Raw genomic sequence first — 13993 nt, 5'->3', positions numbered from 1 at the left:
CTAATCTCCTAAATGAACTATTTTTGTAATTTTTTTAGTGCTTCTTTTACTAAATCACTTGTATTTGTAGCACTACACGTTTTAAGAATTTTTGCAACCATATCTTTTTTGAATCCAAGTGATTCTAATGCTAAAGATGCTTCAAGTGTACTTGTAGCATTGCTATTTTCATCAGGATCTTCACTATCAACAACAAAGCCAGATAGTTCAACCAAAATTCTACTTGCTCCTTTTGGACCAATTCCAGGAACTCTTTTTAGCATTGATACATCATTTGCACTTACTATTTGAGAGAAAGACCCTGGAGTAAAAGTCGAACAAATTGCCAGGGCAACTTTAGGTCCGACACCATTTATTTTTATTACTGTATCAAATAATTTCTTTTCATTTATGTCTAAAAACCCATATAAAGTTTGTGCATCTTCTCTGATAATATAAGTAGTAAAAAGTTTGACTACATTTGTTGTAATTTTTGCACTACAATTAACAGAAACGAATACTTCGTATATAAGACCATTTACATTTATATGTAATAATGTCGGTTCTTTTTTTTCAATCTTTCCTTCAATGCCAACAATCATTTTCTATTCTCTTTTGTGTCACTTTTTAAATTTTTTAACAATTTACAGTGTCAATAATCTTTTATAAATAAAATTCATTATATAATAAATAAACTTAAAAAAAAGGGGTTTGGGGATGCTCGATATCGTAATGAAAAAAATCAGTAATAAAATTATATTTTCTTTACTGATTCTTATGACAATGAGCAGTTTAACAGTTGTTTATTTCACAACACAAAGCGTTAAAAAAGATTCTATTTCGGTTACAAAAAAGAATCTAAAAATGCTAAATACTGCAATGTTTCAGAGTTTAAGAAATGCAATGAACACAGGGGATCCAGAGCATATTCAAAAAGCGGAAGAAGAAGCAAGAGGAATTGATGGAGTTAAAAAATTAGTTGTAGCAAAAAGTAAACCTCTTATTGAGCTTTATGCACCTGGTACAAAATTTACAAATGATCAAGATATTTTAAAATCTTTCAAAAGTAAAAAAGCTCAAATATTAGAAATAAATGAGGACGATAAACATAGTTTAAGAATGATTAAACCAATGATTGCAACACAAGAATGTTTGATGTGTCACGCAAATCAACAAAAAGGTGATGTTATTGGAGTTATGGATTTAACTTTCTCCCTTAATCAAGCTGATAGTAGAGTTTATGATCTTTTAATTGAAATTTTAATTATATCAACATTACTTGGATGGATTACTATTGGATTAGTTTTAGTAGTAGTAAAAAGAGCAACAAATCCTATTGGCAAACTAAAAAAAGGATTTGAAAACTTAATTACTTCTAATAACACTAATATAAAACTTGAAATTGAATCAAAAGATGAAATTGGCGAAGTTGCAAATCTATTTAATAAATATATGGATAAAGTAAAAGAAGGTATAAAAAAGGATGAAATTGTTATAGAAGAAGCAAATGATGTACTTGAAAAAACAAGTAATGGTTTCTTTGTTTATGATGTAAAAGCAACTGCTGCAAATCCATATGTTGAGGATTTGAAAAATAATCTAAATAAAATGATTATATCAACAAGAGAGACTCTAAATAAAATAAATGATACATTAAAAGCTTATTCTGAATCTAAATTTGATTATAAAATTAATGATAAAGGAATATTTGGTGATTTAGGTTCTCTTGCAGCAGGAATCAAATTAGTAGGAAATAATACTTCTGAAATTTTAGCAATGATAATGAATACAGGTGATGAACTAAGTAATAGTACTCATATGTTATCAAAAGCATCTGATAAACTATCTTCTTCATCAACAGAACAAGCTGCTAGTTTAGAAGAGACTGCTGCTGCACTAGAAGAGATTACTGCAAATATAAAAGGTAATACTGAAGCAGCTGTTAATATGTCAAATTTTGCACAAAATGTAACTAGCTCGGCTAAAAATGGTATGGATTTGGCAAATACTACAGCTAGTTCAATGGAAGAGATAAATAAAAAAGTAAGTGCAATAAATGAAGCTATTGAAATCATTGATCAAATTGCATTTCAAACAAATATATTATCACTTAATGCTGCAGTTGAAGCTGCAACAGCTGGAGAAGCTGGTAAAGGTTTTGCTGTAGTTGCTCAAGAAGTAAGAAATCTTGCAAATAGAAGTGCAGATGCTGCAAGAGAGATCAAAGAACTTGTAGAAGATGCTACTTTAAAAACTACAAAAGGCAAATCAATATCTGATAATATGATTGAAGGATATAAAGAGCTTACTACACATATTTCAAATACTATAGATATGATTGATAGTGTAGCTGTTGCATCAAGAGAACAAGAAAAAGGAATTGTACAAATAAATGATGCAATAAATAATCTAGATATTGCAACACAGAATAATGCAAAAGTTGCAGAAGATATTTCAAAAATGTCATCTTATATTGCAAGTATGTCTGATTCACTTGTAACTGCTGCTTCTAGAGCAAACTTTTTAGAAGAGTCTAGAAAAGGTGTTTCAAATGTTGATTTAGTATATGATACAGCAAAAGTTAAAGTTGGAATATTAAAACAAAAAGATGAAGTTTATTCTAAACTTGGCAGTTATAATTCATGGAAAGTTGCAAAAAACAATTCAATTTTAAACTGGATAACAACATATAAACAAACAGAAAATGCAAAAATGCAAAATGCAGAAAAAATTGATCAATTAACTGAAGAATTAGAAAAAAAACTTCAAGTGTTAGTAGATGCAAATGCTAACAAAGAGGATAATGATTCACTTAATAATAAAGCAAAAGATGTTGAGATTATAGCATCAGATATATTTAATGAGTTAAATAATATAAAAATAAAAGAAGATTAAATCTTCTTTTATTTAGCCTTGCATCTGTTTGATTAAGGCTTCTAGTTCATCATCACTTACAATATCACCATCATTTTTATCTATTATTTTAGCTGAATCAGCAATATTATATTTTGACTTATCAATATCATATTTATCACAAACAAAATTTACAACTCTCTCTATTTTTTGTCTATGTAAATCTTGGTGTTGAAGAACACCTAGTGAAGTAGATATTTTGTCATTAATTTGGCCTTTAACTTTCATAGATAAGTTAGATGAGTTGATATAAGATTGAATATATTCAAAGTTCTCATAAATTAAACTTGCATTTTCTTCAGACTCTTTGATTACATCACACAACTCTTTTATTAGCTCTTCAGAATTCATATATCACCTTTAAGATAGACTTTATTATAAGTCTATCTTTTTTTAACTTAACATAATTGAGAATTTATAACACTTTTAATAGTTTTTTCAATTAATGTATTAATTCTGCAATAAATTCTGTTGCGTATGAACCTTTTGGAAGATAAAAAGATAACTCCATCCAGTTTTTATCTTCTTTATAATTACTTTCAATATCAGAAGGAAATACCCAAGCAAATCTTCTTGCTCCGTCTTCCTTCATCGTTTTTGTAAATTCTTCTTCATATTGTAAAGCATAATCTTGTGCAAGTTTAACTCTTTTACCACATAATAATCCAGTTGGAACCCTATCTTTATCAAAAAATTTAGTTGATTCTGTTTTCAAATCTTCAGCATAAAATATTTTACCAAATGGATAGTGACTTAATAAATCACCTAACATTATTTTAAATGGATGTTTTTGATCTTTCATTTGCTTTACTAAGTCTAATGGTAAATGTAATTTTTCATATATCTCTTTTGGTTCAAAACCTTCTACTAACTTTGAAACTTCAATTCTTTTTGATAACCAGTTATTAAATAGATAACTTTGATAGGCATTTACATACATTTGTCTTAATTTTCTATCTTTTTCTCTTCTTTGACCATTTACAATTTCTTCACCCTTTTTATAGTTATCGCCTTCTATTCCAAATCGTTGATATCCAAAATAATTAGGCATTCCAAAGATTGCAAGTTGTGCTAATACTTGCTGAATTATTTTTGCATTTACAGGTGTTACTCTTTTTAATCTAATAAAAAATTTATTACCTTTTAAATGACCTATTTTAATTTTATTCTTGTGATAAGTAGTGTCAAGAATTTTTATTTTTTCATGCTCAAATGATCCTAGTTTATCTTCAAATTTTTTATTAACAGAAATACTTTGTATTGTCATTGCATTTTTATCTTTTAATCCTGCATATCCTATTTCTCTAGGAGAGCAACCTAAATGGCTTGCAAATATAGAGACTGCATCCCAAGTAGTTAACTCTTTTTTCCTAAACTTAATAATTAAATGTTCACCCTCATTCGTAAAATCATATAAAGGTACTTCTGTTACAACGAAGTCATCTTTAGTTTGCTTAAATACTACATCTATATTTGAGTGATTTAAGTATCTTTGTAAATTATTCAATTTTTATCCCTTGTATTAAAAATGATGATTTTTGTATTTTGTCTCAAAAGTTCCATCAATAACTTTTGCGAATATATTCAAGGCTATATTATGTTTTTTTGATGCAAGCATTATTTTTTCTAGATGCTTTTTAGGAAAAGTAAAAAGCATTTCATACTCTTCACCAGATGTTCCTATATTTTCAGATATTTTATCAAAAAACTCAAAACCTACTTTACTTGCTTTTGAAACTCTTTGTAGCTCAAAAAACAATCCATCAGAAATATCTAAAGATGAATTTACATATTTTGCAATATCATAAAAAAATTCACCTTTTAGTCTTGGCTTTATAAACTTTGATTTTGAAGGAATTTTCTTACCTTTAAAAAGTCTTTTTAAATCTTTTTTACAGCTACCTAACTCTCCAGTATAACAAACCAAATCGCCTTTTTTTGCACCACTTCTATAAATAGGATTTGCACTTTTTGAAATTATTGTAACAGAGATATCAAGTTTTTCATTACAAATAGTATCTCCACCTATGATTTTTATATTATAATCTTTTGCTACTTTTTTAAAACCATTGGCTAATTTTCTTAAATCAGAAGTTGAAAAATATGGTGGTATTGCCACTGTTAAAAGTGCATATTGAGGTATTGCGTTCATTGCAATTGCATCTGAAATATTTACAAGCATAGATTTTGCTGCAATTTGTTTTAGACTCATCCACTCTTTTTTAAAATGCACATTTTCAAAAAAAGCATCTTGTGAATATACAGTCTGCCCAATAACGGCAGCATCATCACCTATTAAACTAGTTTGCTTAGTAAATTGTTTTATAAAATAATCTTCTTTATTCATGGAGGAATTATATCAAAAATAAAGTATTTAATTTCTAATTTTTAACTTAAATTATTATTTTATAATCATTTGCCCTTTATCAATTAATAATTTTTATTATATAATAATTACTTATTACAATTAAGGAGAAATAATGCCAAAAATCAATAAATATGTTGATATTGATACTGTTGAAAGAGAAGCAAAAAAAGATTTAATCGATAGACATTCACCATTTATCCACTGTGCACAAACAGCAAAACAAGGTGAACCATTTGAAGTAACTGTAAAAATGGGAAATGAATATACACACCCAGATGATTTTGATCATTACATTGAGTCTGTTTCATTATTTAATGGTGAAACATTATTAGCAAAAGCTACTTATGTTCCAGGAACATTAGGAAATGTTAAAGCTCATAATACTACAACTTTTACAATTATTCCAACTGGTAAAAAATTAAACTTAGTTGCACACGGATACTGTACAAAACATGGTATTTGGGAATCTACACCCGTAACAGTTGAAGTTGCAGAATAGTTCAACATTCGATTTTATGGGAAAGGTAGGAGTTTAAGGCTTCTACCTTTTTTTATGTTTGTACAGTCTTTGTACAGCAAAAGCTTTTCTTTGTACAAATCTGTACAAATTAACTATCTAAAACTTTCTTGACAGCAGCTGCAATTGCACTTGCACATTCAAACTGTTTTGCAGCACCCATGATCAACCCATCATTATCACTTATAAAGTATGGTTCTATCAAAACACATGGTGCATTAGTATATTTAAGAACATATCCACCACGATCTTCACTATCAACTGGTTTTAATCCACGATCTCTAAAATCTAAAACATCCACCAGGTTCTTTTGGATCTCTTTTGCAAACTCTTTTGATCTTTCTGCTTTATGATAATAAAGTGTTTCAGTTCCCTGGACTGTTTTATTTGCACTTGCATTATGATGAAAACAAATGATCATATCAGGATTTGTTTCATTAATATCACCAGGTAATTTTGAATAACCATTTTTTCTATACACCAGGAATGGATCAAGATCTTTTTCAATCTTCATAACATTTAATGTATGCTTTGCCAGGGCTTCATTTAAATAGTATTCATGCACATTCATTTCATCATTATATGCACCTTTTGATTTCTCACTATGGCCAACAACTAATGCAATTCTTTTCATTGATCTTTTCCTTTAATCTCTAAGATGTTTTTTATTGCTCTTTTATCTTCTTTACACTCAACTGCAAAATAAAAGAGATCTACCATATAAGATGATGTTTCACTTTGCATTGTTGCAGCTGGTACACCTGGAAGTGGTTTATCTTCCAGGTATTTACCTGGTACTGATATTTTGATCTTTTGGATCTTTGTTTGCACCAATGGTTTCTGACTGCAACCACTGAAGAGTGCTGTTAAGAATATTGGCATTAATACCATCATCACTTTCTTTAACATTTTTTATTTCCCCTTTTTTATTTGCATATGCTTTAAATCTTTTCAGTTCTGCTTTATGTGAAGCATTTAAAGTTTCTATGATCACCTTGTTCTTATCTTTGAACTCCTGGAACTCTTTGGCATTTTGATTTGAGATCTTTACACTTTGATCAAGTGCCAATTCATATGATTTTAGATCAGCTTTTAATTCATCATTTTCACTACTTACAAAATAAGAATAGATCCCAACTGTTAAAAGCATTGCACCAAGTGCAGCAATTACAATCAAATATACTTTAGAACTTAATCCACCTAAAAAACCTAACATGTACACTTCCAATTTTTATAATGCTTATATGTGTTATAAGTCACGATCCACAATAAAAGTAAAGTGATCAAGATGTAATGAATATTTTCCCAATCACTCACAAAGTTTGCAATTAATAAAAATGCACAAACAGACAAGATCACAATAAAACCAACAAAGTTTGTTTTATACATTTTTCTTCTAAGTGAAAACACCAGGCATAATGGTGCAGTTATTTGTAAGATAGTTAAACTAAGCATTTATTTTCCCTTTCACTTTAATATACTTATGAAACATCTTTATGCCATCTTTACCCATAGTTGCAACACCACCAGCTAATCCAACTTTTATCCACATATTCCAAAGTGGATAATATTGTTCAAGTAAATAAAAAACTGTCACCATGATAAACCCACCAAGAATTGAGTTTATGATCACAAGGATCACCAGCTTCCATATGTTTACTTCTTTTTCTTCTTCATTTGTCAATGCTTCTTCTATAAAAAAGAGTGCTGATAAAAACACACCTATTGCAAAGATCCATAAAGTTTTTAAATCAATCATCTATTTATTACCTTTCAAAATTAATATTTATCATCCAACCATTCTGATCAAATGTATGTTCAACAGTCTTGATCTGATATTCACCATCATCTTCAAGTGTGTTCACCAGGTTTAATTTACCACCAGCAAAGATTTCTTTACCCTCAATTGATAAAGATCCACTTACAAGTCCTTGGTTCGCTCTTTGAAGTTTGGCTGCTGCTTTTGCTTTTGCTTCAGCTGCATTTTTGAAATTGCCTTTATTCATCAGAACTGGTTCACCACTTCCAACTGTGATTGATTGTGTTTTATTTTCTTTTGTATCATGCCAGGTTGATTTGCATGATTTATAAAGTGTTTTATTTGAATGTTTTATTGAATATGAAACACAATTATCTGCATTGATTGTGTATTCTGGAAGATCATCATTTTTCTTTTCATCTTTAATCTTTTGAGTGAAGATCAAGGTATTATTTTTGATATTGAATATTGCATTGTATTCTTTGGCCAATCTATTTAAAAAGTGTAGATCACTTTCATTGCTCTGTGCCTGGCTTACAACAAACACATCATCAAAATCACTTTTAAGTTTTATGCCACTTCTTGCAGCAACTTGTTTGCATATATCTTTTACAGATATTTTTTCATATGTAAGATCTCTTTTTTCTTTAAGTGTATTTGTAAAGTTCACACCAGTAGCACTGATACTTAAAACATGTTTATTATCTCTTGTTGTAGTTTGTACCAAGAACGATCCCATGTAAGTATATGGCTGTTCATATCCTAGATAAAGTTTCAATTCATCTTGGTAAGCTGGTCGTGCAAATTCACCACCAACTTTAATGTTTAGTTCATCTGCTTTTTCATTTACTTCATCATGGAAACTTAAAGATTTAAGATTTTTTTGGATTGTAGCAGTCACATCCTTACCATTTGCCAGGATCATAAAGCCTGGGTTTTTTACCATAGTGTTTTAACCTCATTGATCTTTGTTTTTTCAATTGTAACTACTGGTAAATTGATCACTTCACCATCTTGTAAAATAGTTCTATTTTTTAATTTTGGATTTGCTTCAACCACTTTTTCAAACACTTTAAGTGACCCATACTCTTTGAAAACAATCTGATCTAACCTATCACCATTTTGTGCTGTATATGTTTTCATTGATTATTATCCTCTACAACTTGAAGTGATGTTTTATATACTTGTTTTAAAAACTCACCACTTCTTAAAAAGCTGCTTTTATCTTCTTCAAGATCCATGATAATAATAGTCTTTGCAGTTCCATCAGGAAGAACCAAAGTAACTGGTTCTTTTTTTCTTCCAAGAAGTTCAAAATCTCTTAGCTGCTTTTGGCTCTTAGCAATTAAAGTTCCCTCAATATCAATCTTTTCTTCATATTCACCAATTGCCTGGTAACTATCAAAGTTCCCCACTCTTGTATGTTTTACAAAACCAAAAGAAATTGATCGTTTAAGCTTTTCAAAGTTTGTGGTATTTATATCAAATTTAAAATCACCAATTAAAGCTAACAAAATAAACTCCTATAATCTTTTCATGGATTTTATTTAAAACCCTGGATCATTTAAAAGGGACAAAAATATATTTATATATCTTCATCACTCAAACCACGATCTGCACCACCTTTATTCATGGCACTTACAATTGCTTTTTCAACATCTACATTTGAACCTGGATTATTTACATTTACTTTTATATGATTTGTTTGTGCAACATTTTGTGCAACTGGTTTGTTGATCTTCATTGCTCTTGGTGTTGTAGCTGCTACCTTTTTATCATCTGATCCAAAACCAAAAAAGCTTTTAATAGATGATCCCAATCCTCTCATTTTTTTAACTGCATTTCCAAACCACTCAAACTTAGAACTAAGCCAATTAAAAATTTTCCCATAAGATTTCATCACCATACCTATTGGCGAATATCCAAAAACTTTTTTTATAAAATCCCAGCCATTTGAAAATGTACTTTTAACACCACTCCATAAATTAGAGAAAAAACCTTTTATCGGTTCCCAATAAGTATAAATCATGGTTGCAGCAACTGCAATTCCAGTTACAATTAATCCAATAGGGTTCATAAGCATAACCCTACCAAGTGTCATAAATCCAATTTGTACTGCTTTAAGTCCAGCTGTAAGTGTTGGAAGAACCATTAAAAAACCACCCACTGTGATCCCAAGTGTTCCAACAACTGTTAAAACTCCAGCAGTACCAGCAATAACCCAGCCAAGTGTTTCTGCCAATCCCTCATTATCATCTATCCAGGTGCTAACTGAATTTGCAATTGATCCAATTGCTTCACCAAGTTTATAAGCAGCTGGTGCAAATAGTTTTCCAATTGTTGCTGTGGCATTTCCCAGTTTTTGGTTTAAAACTTCAAACTCTCTACCTTTATTCCTTGCTTTGGCCATTGCTTCAACATTGTCAAGGGTTGCATTGTTCAGTTCTATTTGTGATTGTCTTAGCTGATCAGTTTTATCAATTAATCCATTTATTGTTTTAACTGCTTCGCCTGATCCAAATGCTTTTCTTATTTCATCTTGCACTTCTACTGTTTGAAGAGTATCACCATACTTTTCTTTTAACTGTTCCAGGATCTGAACCATTGGCAGCATTTTGCCCTCACTATCTGTGAACTGTAAGCCTAGTTCTTCTTGTGCTGATCCAACACCTTGTAAAAATGCCCTATATCCAGTTGCAGCTTCACTTGCACTATCAAATGCACCTTTTGAGTTACCAATGATTGCAAGTTCTTCACTTAAAGATACACCCATTTTGTTTGCCATTGCACCAATATTTGAAATACCAGCAATAAGATCTGATCCCTCTGTTCTAAATGCTTTTACTGCTAAACCAACTTGTGCTGACATTCTATTCCCAAACTCAAAATCTGTTTCATTTTGTTGTTTGAATATTCCATGCCCTAGTGCAAACATCTTTGTCATTTCTTCAGTGCTTGATTTAGTTGCAGCACCAGTCATTGCAGCAAGTCTTGTGAACTTTGCAACACCCTCATCACTTAGGCTTGATATACCTGATTTAATATCATATGAAGCCCTTACAAAATCAGGTGCAGTTGTTCCAGCAAATTCATTTGAAAAGGCTCTTGCTTCTTTTGTGATTTTTGCAATACCACTTTCACCAATTCCAAGTGAAGCTATATCACCTTGTGCTGCTGCTAGATCCTGGTAACTTGTAACTGCTGATCCAATACCTGAACTTATTGCAGTTCCAGCAGCAAGTGACATAGTTCCATACTTGGCCATACTTCCACCAAGTGCAGTGATCTGTTTATCAAACTTATTGATCTTTTCAGTTGCTTTACCAAGTGCTGGTGATAACTGATCATATGCAGATAAAACAACCCCCAATGCCAACATCTTTTCCATATCTAGCCTTTTCCTTAATTTTCTGATAAAATAAAACTATGAAAGATCTTATATATTCAATAAAAGCTTTTATAGGTTTATTTCTTATTACTGTTATTGCTGGTGTAACTGTTGCAATACTTAGTGAAAATATTGCATACAGTCTTTACACGATAACTGCCATTTTTACTTTAGGGTTTATTGGTCTTGTTCGACAATCTTATTTGCGCTCTCTACAAAATAAATAAAATCATTTAAATACATTTCAAGCATATCAACATAACCAAAATGCAAAGTAGAACCTATCAAGGCCATACCTTGCAAAATATGATCATATTCTAAGATTGAAAACCCATTAAAGCCTTTTGTAAAGGTGCATATTCTTTCATTGTAAGATCATCAAGTTCTTCAACTGTAAGCCCAGTAAGATTTGCGATCAAATGCACTTCTAGTTCTCCTTGGCTTTGGTGATTTCCCACAACTCTCATATCTCTTACTTTTGGTTCTCTCATCTCAACTTCTTTTTCACCAACTTTAACTTTTACTGTATTTCCCATCTTTTACTTCCTTACTGAATATGAGATCTAAGATCTTCTAAAATATCAACACCATCAATCTTTGCGATCATGTTTATAGTATCAAGCATGATCACTTCCTTACCACCAATTTCAAGAATATATCTATTTGGTTTCATAGATATTTTTCTTTCAAGTTGTTTACCTGGTTCAAGATCACCATCATCAACATCTACTGATCCCTGGAATGTTGCAACAACTGAAACCCTTGATCCACTTTGGAAAATAGATCCTTTTGTTACAATAGAAATTCCATTTGCTGTTTTTGCAGCAGCTGCCATTGCAGTGAACACGATTGGTGAAAATTCGTTAAGAACAAATTCTGCTTCAATCTCTTTAAGTACACCTGTATCAACAGATCTTTCAAAACCACCAGCTGTGATTGTTTCTCTGATCTGTTCGATCTTTGGCAAACTCACCTTTTTACTTGTACCTAGATGGCCAATACCATCAACAAAAGTGTTTATATATGTTAGATTTTGTGGATATTTCATCTTTATGCTTCCTCACCATTAATATAATTGATTAGAGTTTCACCCCATTGATCACTGTAAACTAACTCAATATTTAGTTCTCTGATACTTGGCATATCTTGCACCAGGATTGTTAAATAAAATTTACCAGCTGTTACAGTTGCTTTTGTATTCTTTTCAGGATCAAAGTACACATCAAAACCGATAACAACTCCATTCCCTTTTAACTCATTCATAAACTCAACAACTGATTTTCTAACCCAAATAAGCTGATCTGCTTCTCTATCTCTTGCCCATTTGTTTGCTTCAAGAATAGCTGCTAAAAGTCTGTGGAATGTTCTTACTCTGTCAAGTGATTGCCAAATTGGATCAATATCTCTTGTTTCAAATCCGTAAGTTCTCCAACCTACATCTTTAACAATCATACATCCACCATCTTGTCTTAATCTTCTTGCTTCACAATCAGATCCATCAAAGTATTCAATAACTCTTTCAGTACCAGCAACACCCTTTGCAATTCTGTTTGAATGGTTTTTTGCCCAACCAAAAGCAGTGTTCCCATCATGGTATGCAATAACCCCAGCCATAATTGCACTCATAGGGATTAACTTACCATCTGCATTGTATCTTCCAGTACAATGTAAAAGATACTTAGATCCAAAGTTTTCCATGTATGTTTTAAACCCAGCTTCATCAGCTGAAAAATCATCAGTTAATCCAGTAGTCCACATCTTTGTAGAGATACTATCAAGCTTTGCAGCAACTTCAACATCAGCTGAATATTCAGGAACTATGATCAAACCATTTTTAAGATCAATCCCAGTGATTGGATCAGCTTGTTTGATCACATCAAGTGCTGCCAATACATTTGTTTTATTTACTGCTTCATCAACATCTTCAGTTGATACATGAACAACTAGTGGGCAGTTCACACCTTGTAAACTAATTCCAGTTAAAGCATTTTCAAGTGTTCCACTTGTGATGTTGTTATCAGAAATATAAGTCAAACCCTCATCAGCATTGTTAAACTTCATCAGCCCAGTTGCACCACTATCTGCTGTTGCAACAATTCCAATTGGTGTTGAACTACTAACTGTAATTGGTCTTGCAGCTTGTACACCAAAACTTCCATTAATACCAAAGTCTAAATTCATCTTTTCCCCTTATCTTATTGGCTTTACACCAAGTTTTTTAAATTCATTTTCATAACTCTTTTTACAATGTTCTTTATCATTAAATAAGAAGTTAATCAACCTCATAAACCAAACATTCTTCCCATGTTCAGCGTCATAATAAGCCACACTACTTATGCACCAATCTTCCAAGCCATAGATTATTGATCCACCTAATTGATCAAGCCCAATTGCTAAAGCTAGAAAGTATTTTTTTAAACTCTCATTTTTAAATGGTTTTCTTACAATTTGTACTAAAAAAACAATTGTTCCAAAAATAACTATTCCAATAACACCTAAGATAAATAAAATGAAATTAACCATTACCAGTTAATCCCATCAAGTTCTTCAATTGTTGCTGCTGCATTGATCTGTGCTTTAAGTTCATATGCTCTTGCAGTGTTTGTTTTAACATGAGATTTTAAAGCTTTACCAACTATGATCAACTGATCAATAGTATGTGGCTTTAGTTCCCATTCTGCATTTTCATCTGCTGCAACTTTACACTTGAAAAAATCATCTGAACCATCAATGATTAACCCTTGTAAGTTAAGTTGATCATCTCTTTGTGATGGATAGATATATCCTGATCCAAGAGCAGAAGATGGAAAGCCACTTGTGATTGTAGTTTCACATGATGTGTTGATAGATGATATTTTTGAAGTTTTCAATTCATTTAAAGTTCTTAAATCTTTTTTAGAAAAAGTTTTTGTTTCTGTATCATAGTAATTTAGATTTTCCTCTGATACTTTTTTATATGTCTCTTCATCTACTTCTACAACTGTATTAGGAATATTTTTATTTACTGATTTATATAATCCTACTACTTCACTATTTTCATTTAAATCTATAAAGTAACTCATTTATTTT

The 13993-nt window shown here is 30.9% G+C and carries 19 protein-coding genes; 2 read left to right on the top strand and 17 right to left on the bottom strand.

Annotation, left to right across the window (positions count from 1 at the left end; all coding sequences use genetic code 11):
• Positions 1-17: 17 nt before the first annotated feature.
• A complete protein-coding gene (gene ruvA, locus CRU93_RS06210) occupies positions 18-581 on the bottom strand; it encodes a Holliday junction branch migration protein RuvA (RefSeq protein WP_129103324.1) in 564 nt (187 codons plus the stop codon).
• A gap of 115 nt (positions 582-696) precedes the next feature.
• Here ruvA and CRU93_RS06205 point away from each other — a divergent pair, with 115 nt between their 5' ends.
• Positions 697-2874 (top strand): methyl-accepting chemotaxis protein, encoded by a 2178-nt coding sequence (locus CRU93_RS06205; RefSeq protein WP_129103323.1) that lies wholly within the window; start codon positions 697-699, stop codon positions 2872-2874.
• 12 nt (positions 2875-2886) lie between these two features.
• Here the strand turns inward: CRU93_RS06205 and CRU93_RS06200 are convergent, their stop codons facing one another.
• From CRU93_RS06200 to CRU93_RS06190, 3 genes are all read right to left on the bottom strand, one after another.
• Entirely contained in the window at positions 2887-3243 is a 357-nt protein-coding gene (locus tag CRU93_RS06200; protein WP_129103322.1) for a hypothetical protein, read from the bottom strand.
• A gap of 91 nt (positions 3244-3334) precedes the next feature.
• Entirely contained in the window at positions 3335-4399 is a 1065-nt protein-coding gene (truD, locus tag CRU93_RS06195; RefSeq protein ID WP_129103321.1) for a tRNA pseudouridine(13) synthase TruD, read from the bottom strand.
• Positions 4400-4414: 15 nt separating this feature from the next.
• Positions 4415-5239 carry a thiamine-phosphate kinase gene (locus CRU93_RS06190; RefSeq protein WP_129103320.1) on the bottom strand — a complete coding sequence of 275 codons (825 nt, stop codon included), beginning with the start codon at positions 5237-5239 and terminating at the stop codon, positions 4415-4417.
• 133 nt (positions 5240-5372) lie between these two features.
• Between CRU93_RS06190 and CRU93_RS06185 the strand changes: the two genes are divergently transcribed.
• Positions 5373-5759, top strand: coding sequence for a class II SORL domain-containing protein (locus CRU93_RS06185; protein ID WP_129103319.1), 387 nt, complete (start codon positions 5373-5375; stop codon positions 5757-5759).
• A 109-nt stretch (positions 5760-5868) separates the two neighbouring features.
• Here the strand turns inward: CRU93_RS06185 and CRU93_RS06180 are convergent, their stop codons facing one another.
• The 13 genes from CRU93_RS06180 to CRU93_RS06120 form a co-directional block, all read right to left on the bottom strand.
• Entirely contained in the window at positions 5869-6411 is a 543-nt protein-coding gene (locus CRU93_RS06180; protein WP_129103318.1) for an N-acetylmuramoyl-L-alanine amidase, read from the bottom strand.
• Positions 6408-6608 carry a hypothetical protein gene (locus CRU93_RS06175; RefSeq protein ID WP_129103317.1) on the bottom strand — a complete coding sequence of 67 codons (201 nt, stop codon included), beginning with the start codon at positions 6606-6608 and terminating at the stop codon, positions 6408-6410. Before CRU93_RS06175 ends, CRU93_RS06180 begins: the two co-directional genes overlap by 4 nt.
• Positions 6565-6993, bottom strand: a complete 429-nt coding sequence (locus CRU93_RS06170; protein ID WP_129103316.1) for a hypothetical protein — start codon at positions 6991-6993, stop codon at positions 6565-6567. Before CRU93_RS06170 ends, CRU93_RS06175 begins: the two co-directional genes overlap by 44 nt.
• 231 nt (positions 6994-7224) lie before the next feature.
• Positions 7225-7497: a hypothetical protein gene (locus tag CRU93_RS06165; RefSeq protein WP_164967637.1), complete on the bottom strand. Its 273-nt coding sequence runs from the start codon at positions 7495-7497 to the stop codon at positions 7225-7227.
• A 46-nt stretch (positions 7498-7543) separates the two neighbouring features.
• Positions 7544-8482 carry a phage late control D family protein gene (locus tag CRU93_RS06160; protein ID WP_129103314.1) on the bottom strand — a complete coding sequence of 313 codons (939 nt, stop codon included), beginning with the start codon at positions 8480-8482 and terminating at the stop codon, positions 7544-7546.
• Complete coding sequence (locus CRU93_RS06155) at positions 8476-8679, bottom strand: tail protein X (RefSeq protein ID WP_129103313.1); 204 nt, start codon at positions 8677-8679, stop codon at positions 8476-8478. Before CRU93_RS06155 ends, CRU93_RS06160 begins: the two co-directional genes overlap by 7 nt.
• Positions 8676-9050: a phage tail protein gene (locus CRU93_RS06150; protein ID WP_164967636.1), complete on the bottom strand. Its 375-nt coding sequence runs from the start codon at positions 9048-9050 to the stop codon at positions 8676-8678. Before CRU93_RS06150 ends, CRU93_RS06155 begins: the two co-directional genes overlap by 4 nt.
• A gap of 71 nt (positions 9051-9121) precedes the next feature.
• Positions 9122-10924: a phage tail tape measure protein gene (locus CRU93_RS06145; protein ID WP_129103311.1), complete on the bottom strand. Its 1803-nt coding sequence runs from the start codon at positions 10922-10924 to the stop codon at positions 9122-9124.
• Between the two features lie 317 nt (positions 10925-11241).
• Complete coding sequence (locus tag CRU93_RS06140) at positions 11242-11460, bottom strand: phage tail assembly protein (RefSeq protein WP_129103310.1); 219 nt, start codon at positions 11458-11460, stop codon at positions 11242-11244.
• Positions 11461-11471: 11 nt separating this feature from the next.
• Positions 11472-11972, bottom strand: coding sequence for a phage major tail tube protein (locus CRU93_RS06135; protein ID WP_129103309.1), 501 nt, complete (start codon positions 11970-11972; stop codon positions 11472-11474).
• A gap of 2 nt (positions 11973-11974) precedes the next feature.
• Positions 11975-13105 (bottom strand): phage tail sheath C-terminal domain-containing protein, encoded by a 1131-nt coding sequence (locus tag CRU93_RS06130; protein WP_129103308.1) that lies wholly within the window; start codon positions 13103-13105, stop codon positions 11975-11977.
• Positions 13106-13114: 9 nt separating this feature from the next.
• Positions 13115-13447 carry a hypothetical protein gene (locus CRU93_RS06125; protein WP_129103307.1) on the bottom strand — a complete coding sequence of 111 codons (333 nt, stop codon included), beginning with the start codon at positions 13445-13447 and terminating at the stop codon, positions 13115-13117.
• Positions 13447-13986 (bottom strand): hypothetical protein, encoded by a 540-nt coding sequence (locus CRU93_RS06120; protein WP_129103306.1) that lies wholly within the window; start codon positions 13984-13986, stop codon positions 13447-13449. The genes CRU93_RS06125 and CRU93_RS06120 overlap by 1 nt, the downstream gene beginning before the upstream one ends.
• Positions 13987-13993: the final 7 nt, after the last annotated feature.

Source organism: Arcobacter sp. CECT 8985, from assembly GCF_004116495.1.
Taxonomy (GTDB): Bacteria; Campylobacterota; Campylobacteria; order Campylobacterales; family Arcobacteraceae; genus Malaciobacter.
Note: the sequence above shows the minus strand (reverse complement) of the source record. Positions and strands in the feature narration are given on the sequence as shown.

Coding starts and splice junctions, on each gene's coding strand:
- ruvA (WP_129103324.1), bottom strand. CDS start 581: ATGATTGTTGGCATTGAAGGAAAGATTGAAAAAAAAGAACCGACATTA.
- CRU93_RS06205 (WP_129103323.1), top strand. CDS start 697: ATGCTCGATATCGTAATGAAAAAAATCAGTAATAAAATTATATTTTCT.
- CRU93_RS06200 (WP_129103322.1), bottom strand. CDS start 3,243: ATGAATTCTGAAGAGCTAATAAAAGAGTTGTGTGATGTAATCAAAGAG.
- CRU93_RS06190 (WP_129103320.1), bottom strand. CDS start 5,239: ATGAATAAAGAAGATTATTTTATAAAACAATTTACTAAGCAAACTAGT.
- CRU93_RS06185 (WP_129103319.1), top strand. CDS start 5,373: ATGCCAAAAATCAATAAATATGTTGATATTGATACTGTTGAAAGAGAA.
- CRU93_RS06180 (WP_129103318.1), bottom strand. CDS start 6,411: ATGAAAAGAATTGCATTAGTTGTTGGCCATAGTGAGAAATCAAAAGGT.
- CRU93_RS06170 (WP_129103316.1), bottom strand. CDS start 6,993: ATGTTAGGTTTTTTAGGTGGATTAAGTTCTAAAGTATATTTGATTGTA.
- CRU93_RS06160 (WP_129103314.1), bottom strand. CDS start 8,482: ATGGTAAAAAACCCAGGCTTTATGATCCTGGCAAATGGTAAGGATGTG.
- CRU93_RS06155 (WP_129103313.1), bottom strand. CDS start 8,679: ATGAAAACATATACAGCACAAAATGGTGATAGGTTAGATCAGATTGTT.
- CRU93_RS06145 (WP_129103311.1), bottom strand. CDS start 10,924: ATGGAAAAGATGTTGGCATTGGGGGTTGTTTTATCTGCATATGATCAG.
- CRU93_RS06140 (WP_129103310.1), bottom strand. CDS start 11,460: ATGGGAAATACAGTAAAAGTTAAAGTTGGTGAAAAAGAAGTTGAGATG.
- CRU93_RS06135 (WP_129103309.1), bottom strand. CDS start 11,972: ATGAAATATCCACAAAATCTAACATATATAAACACTTTTGTTGATGGT.
- CRU93_RS06130 (WP_129103308.1), bottom strand. CDS start 13,105: ATGAATTTAGACTTTGGTATTAATGGAAGTTTTGGTGTACAAGCTGCA.
- CRU93_RS06125 (WP_129103307.1), bottom strand. CDS start 13,447: ATGGTTAATTTCATTTTATTTATCTTAGGTGTTATTGGAATAGTTATT.
- CRU93_RS06120 (WP_129103306.1), bottom strand. CDS start 13,986: ATGAGTTACTTTATAGATTTAAATGAAAATAGTGAAGTAGTAGGATTA.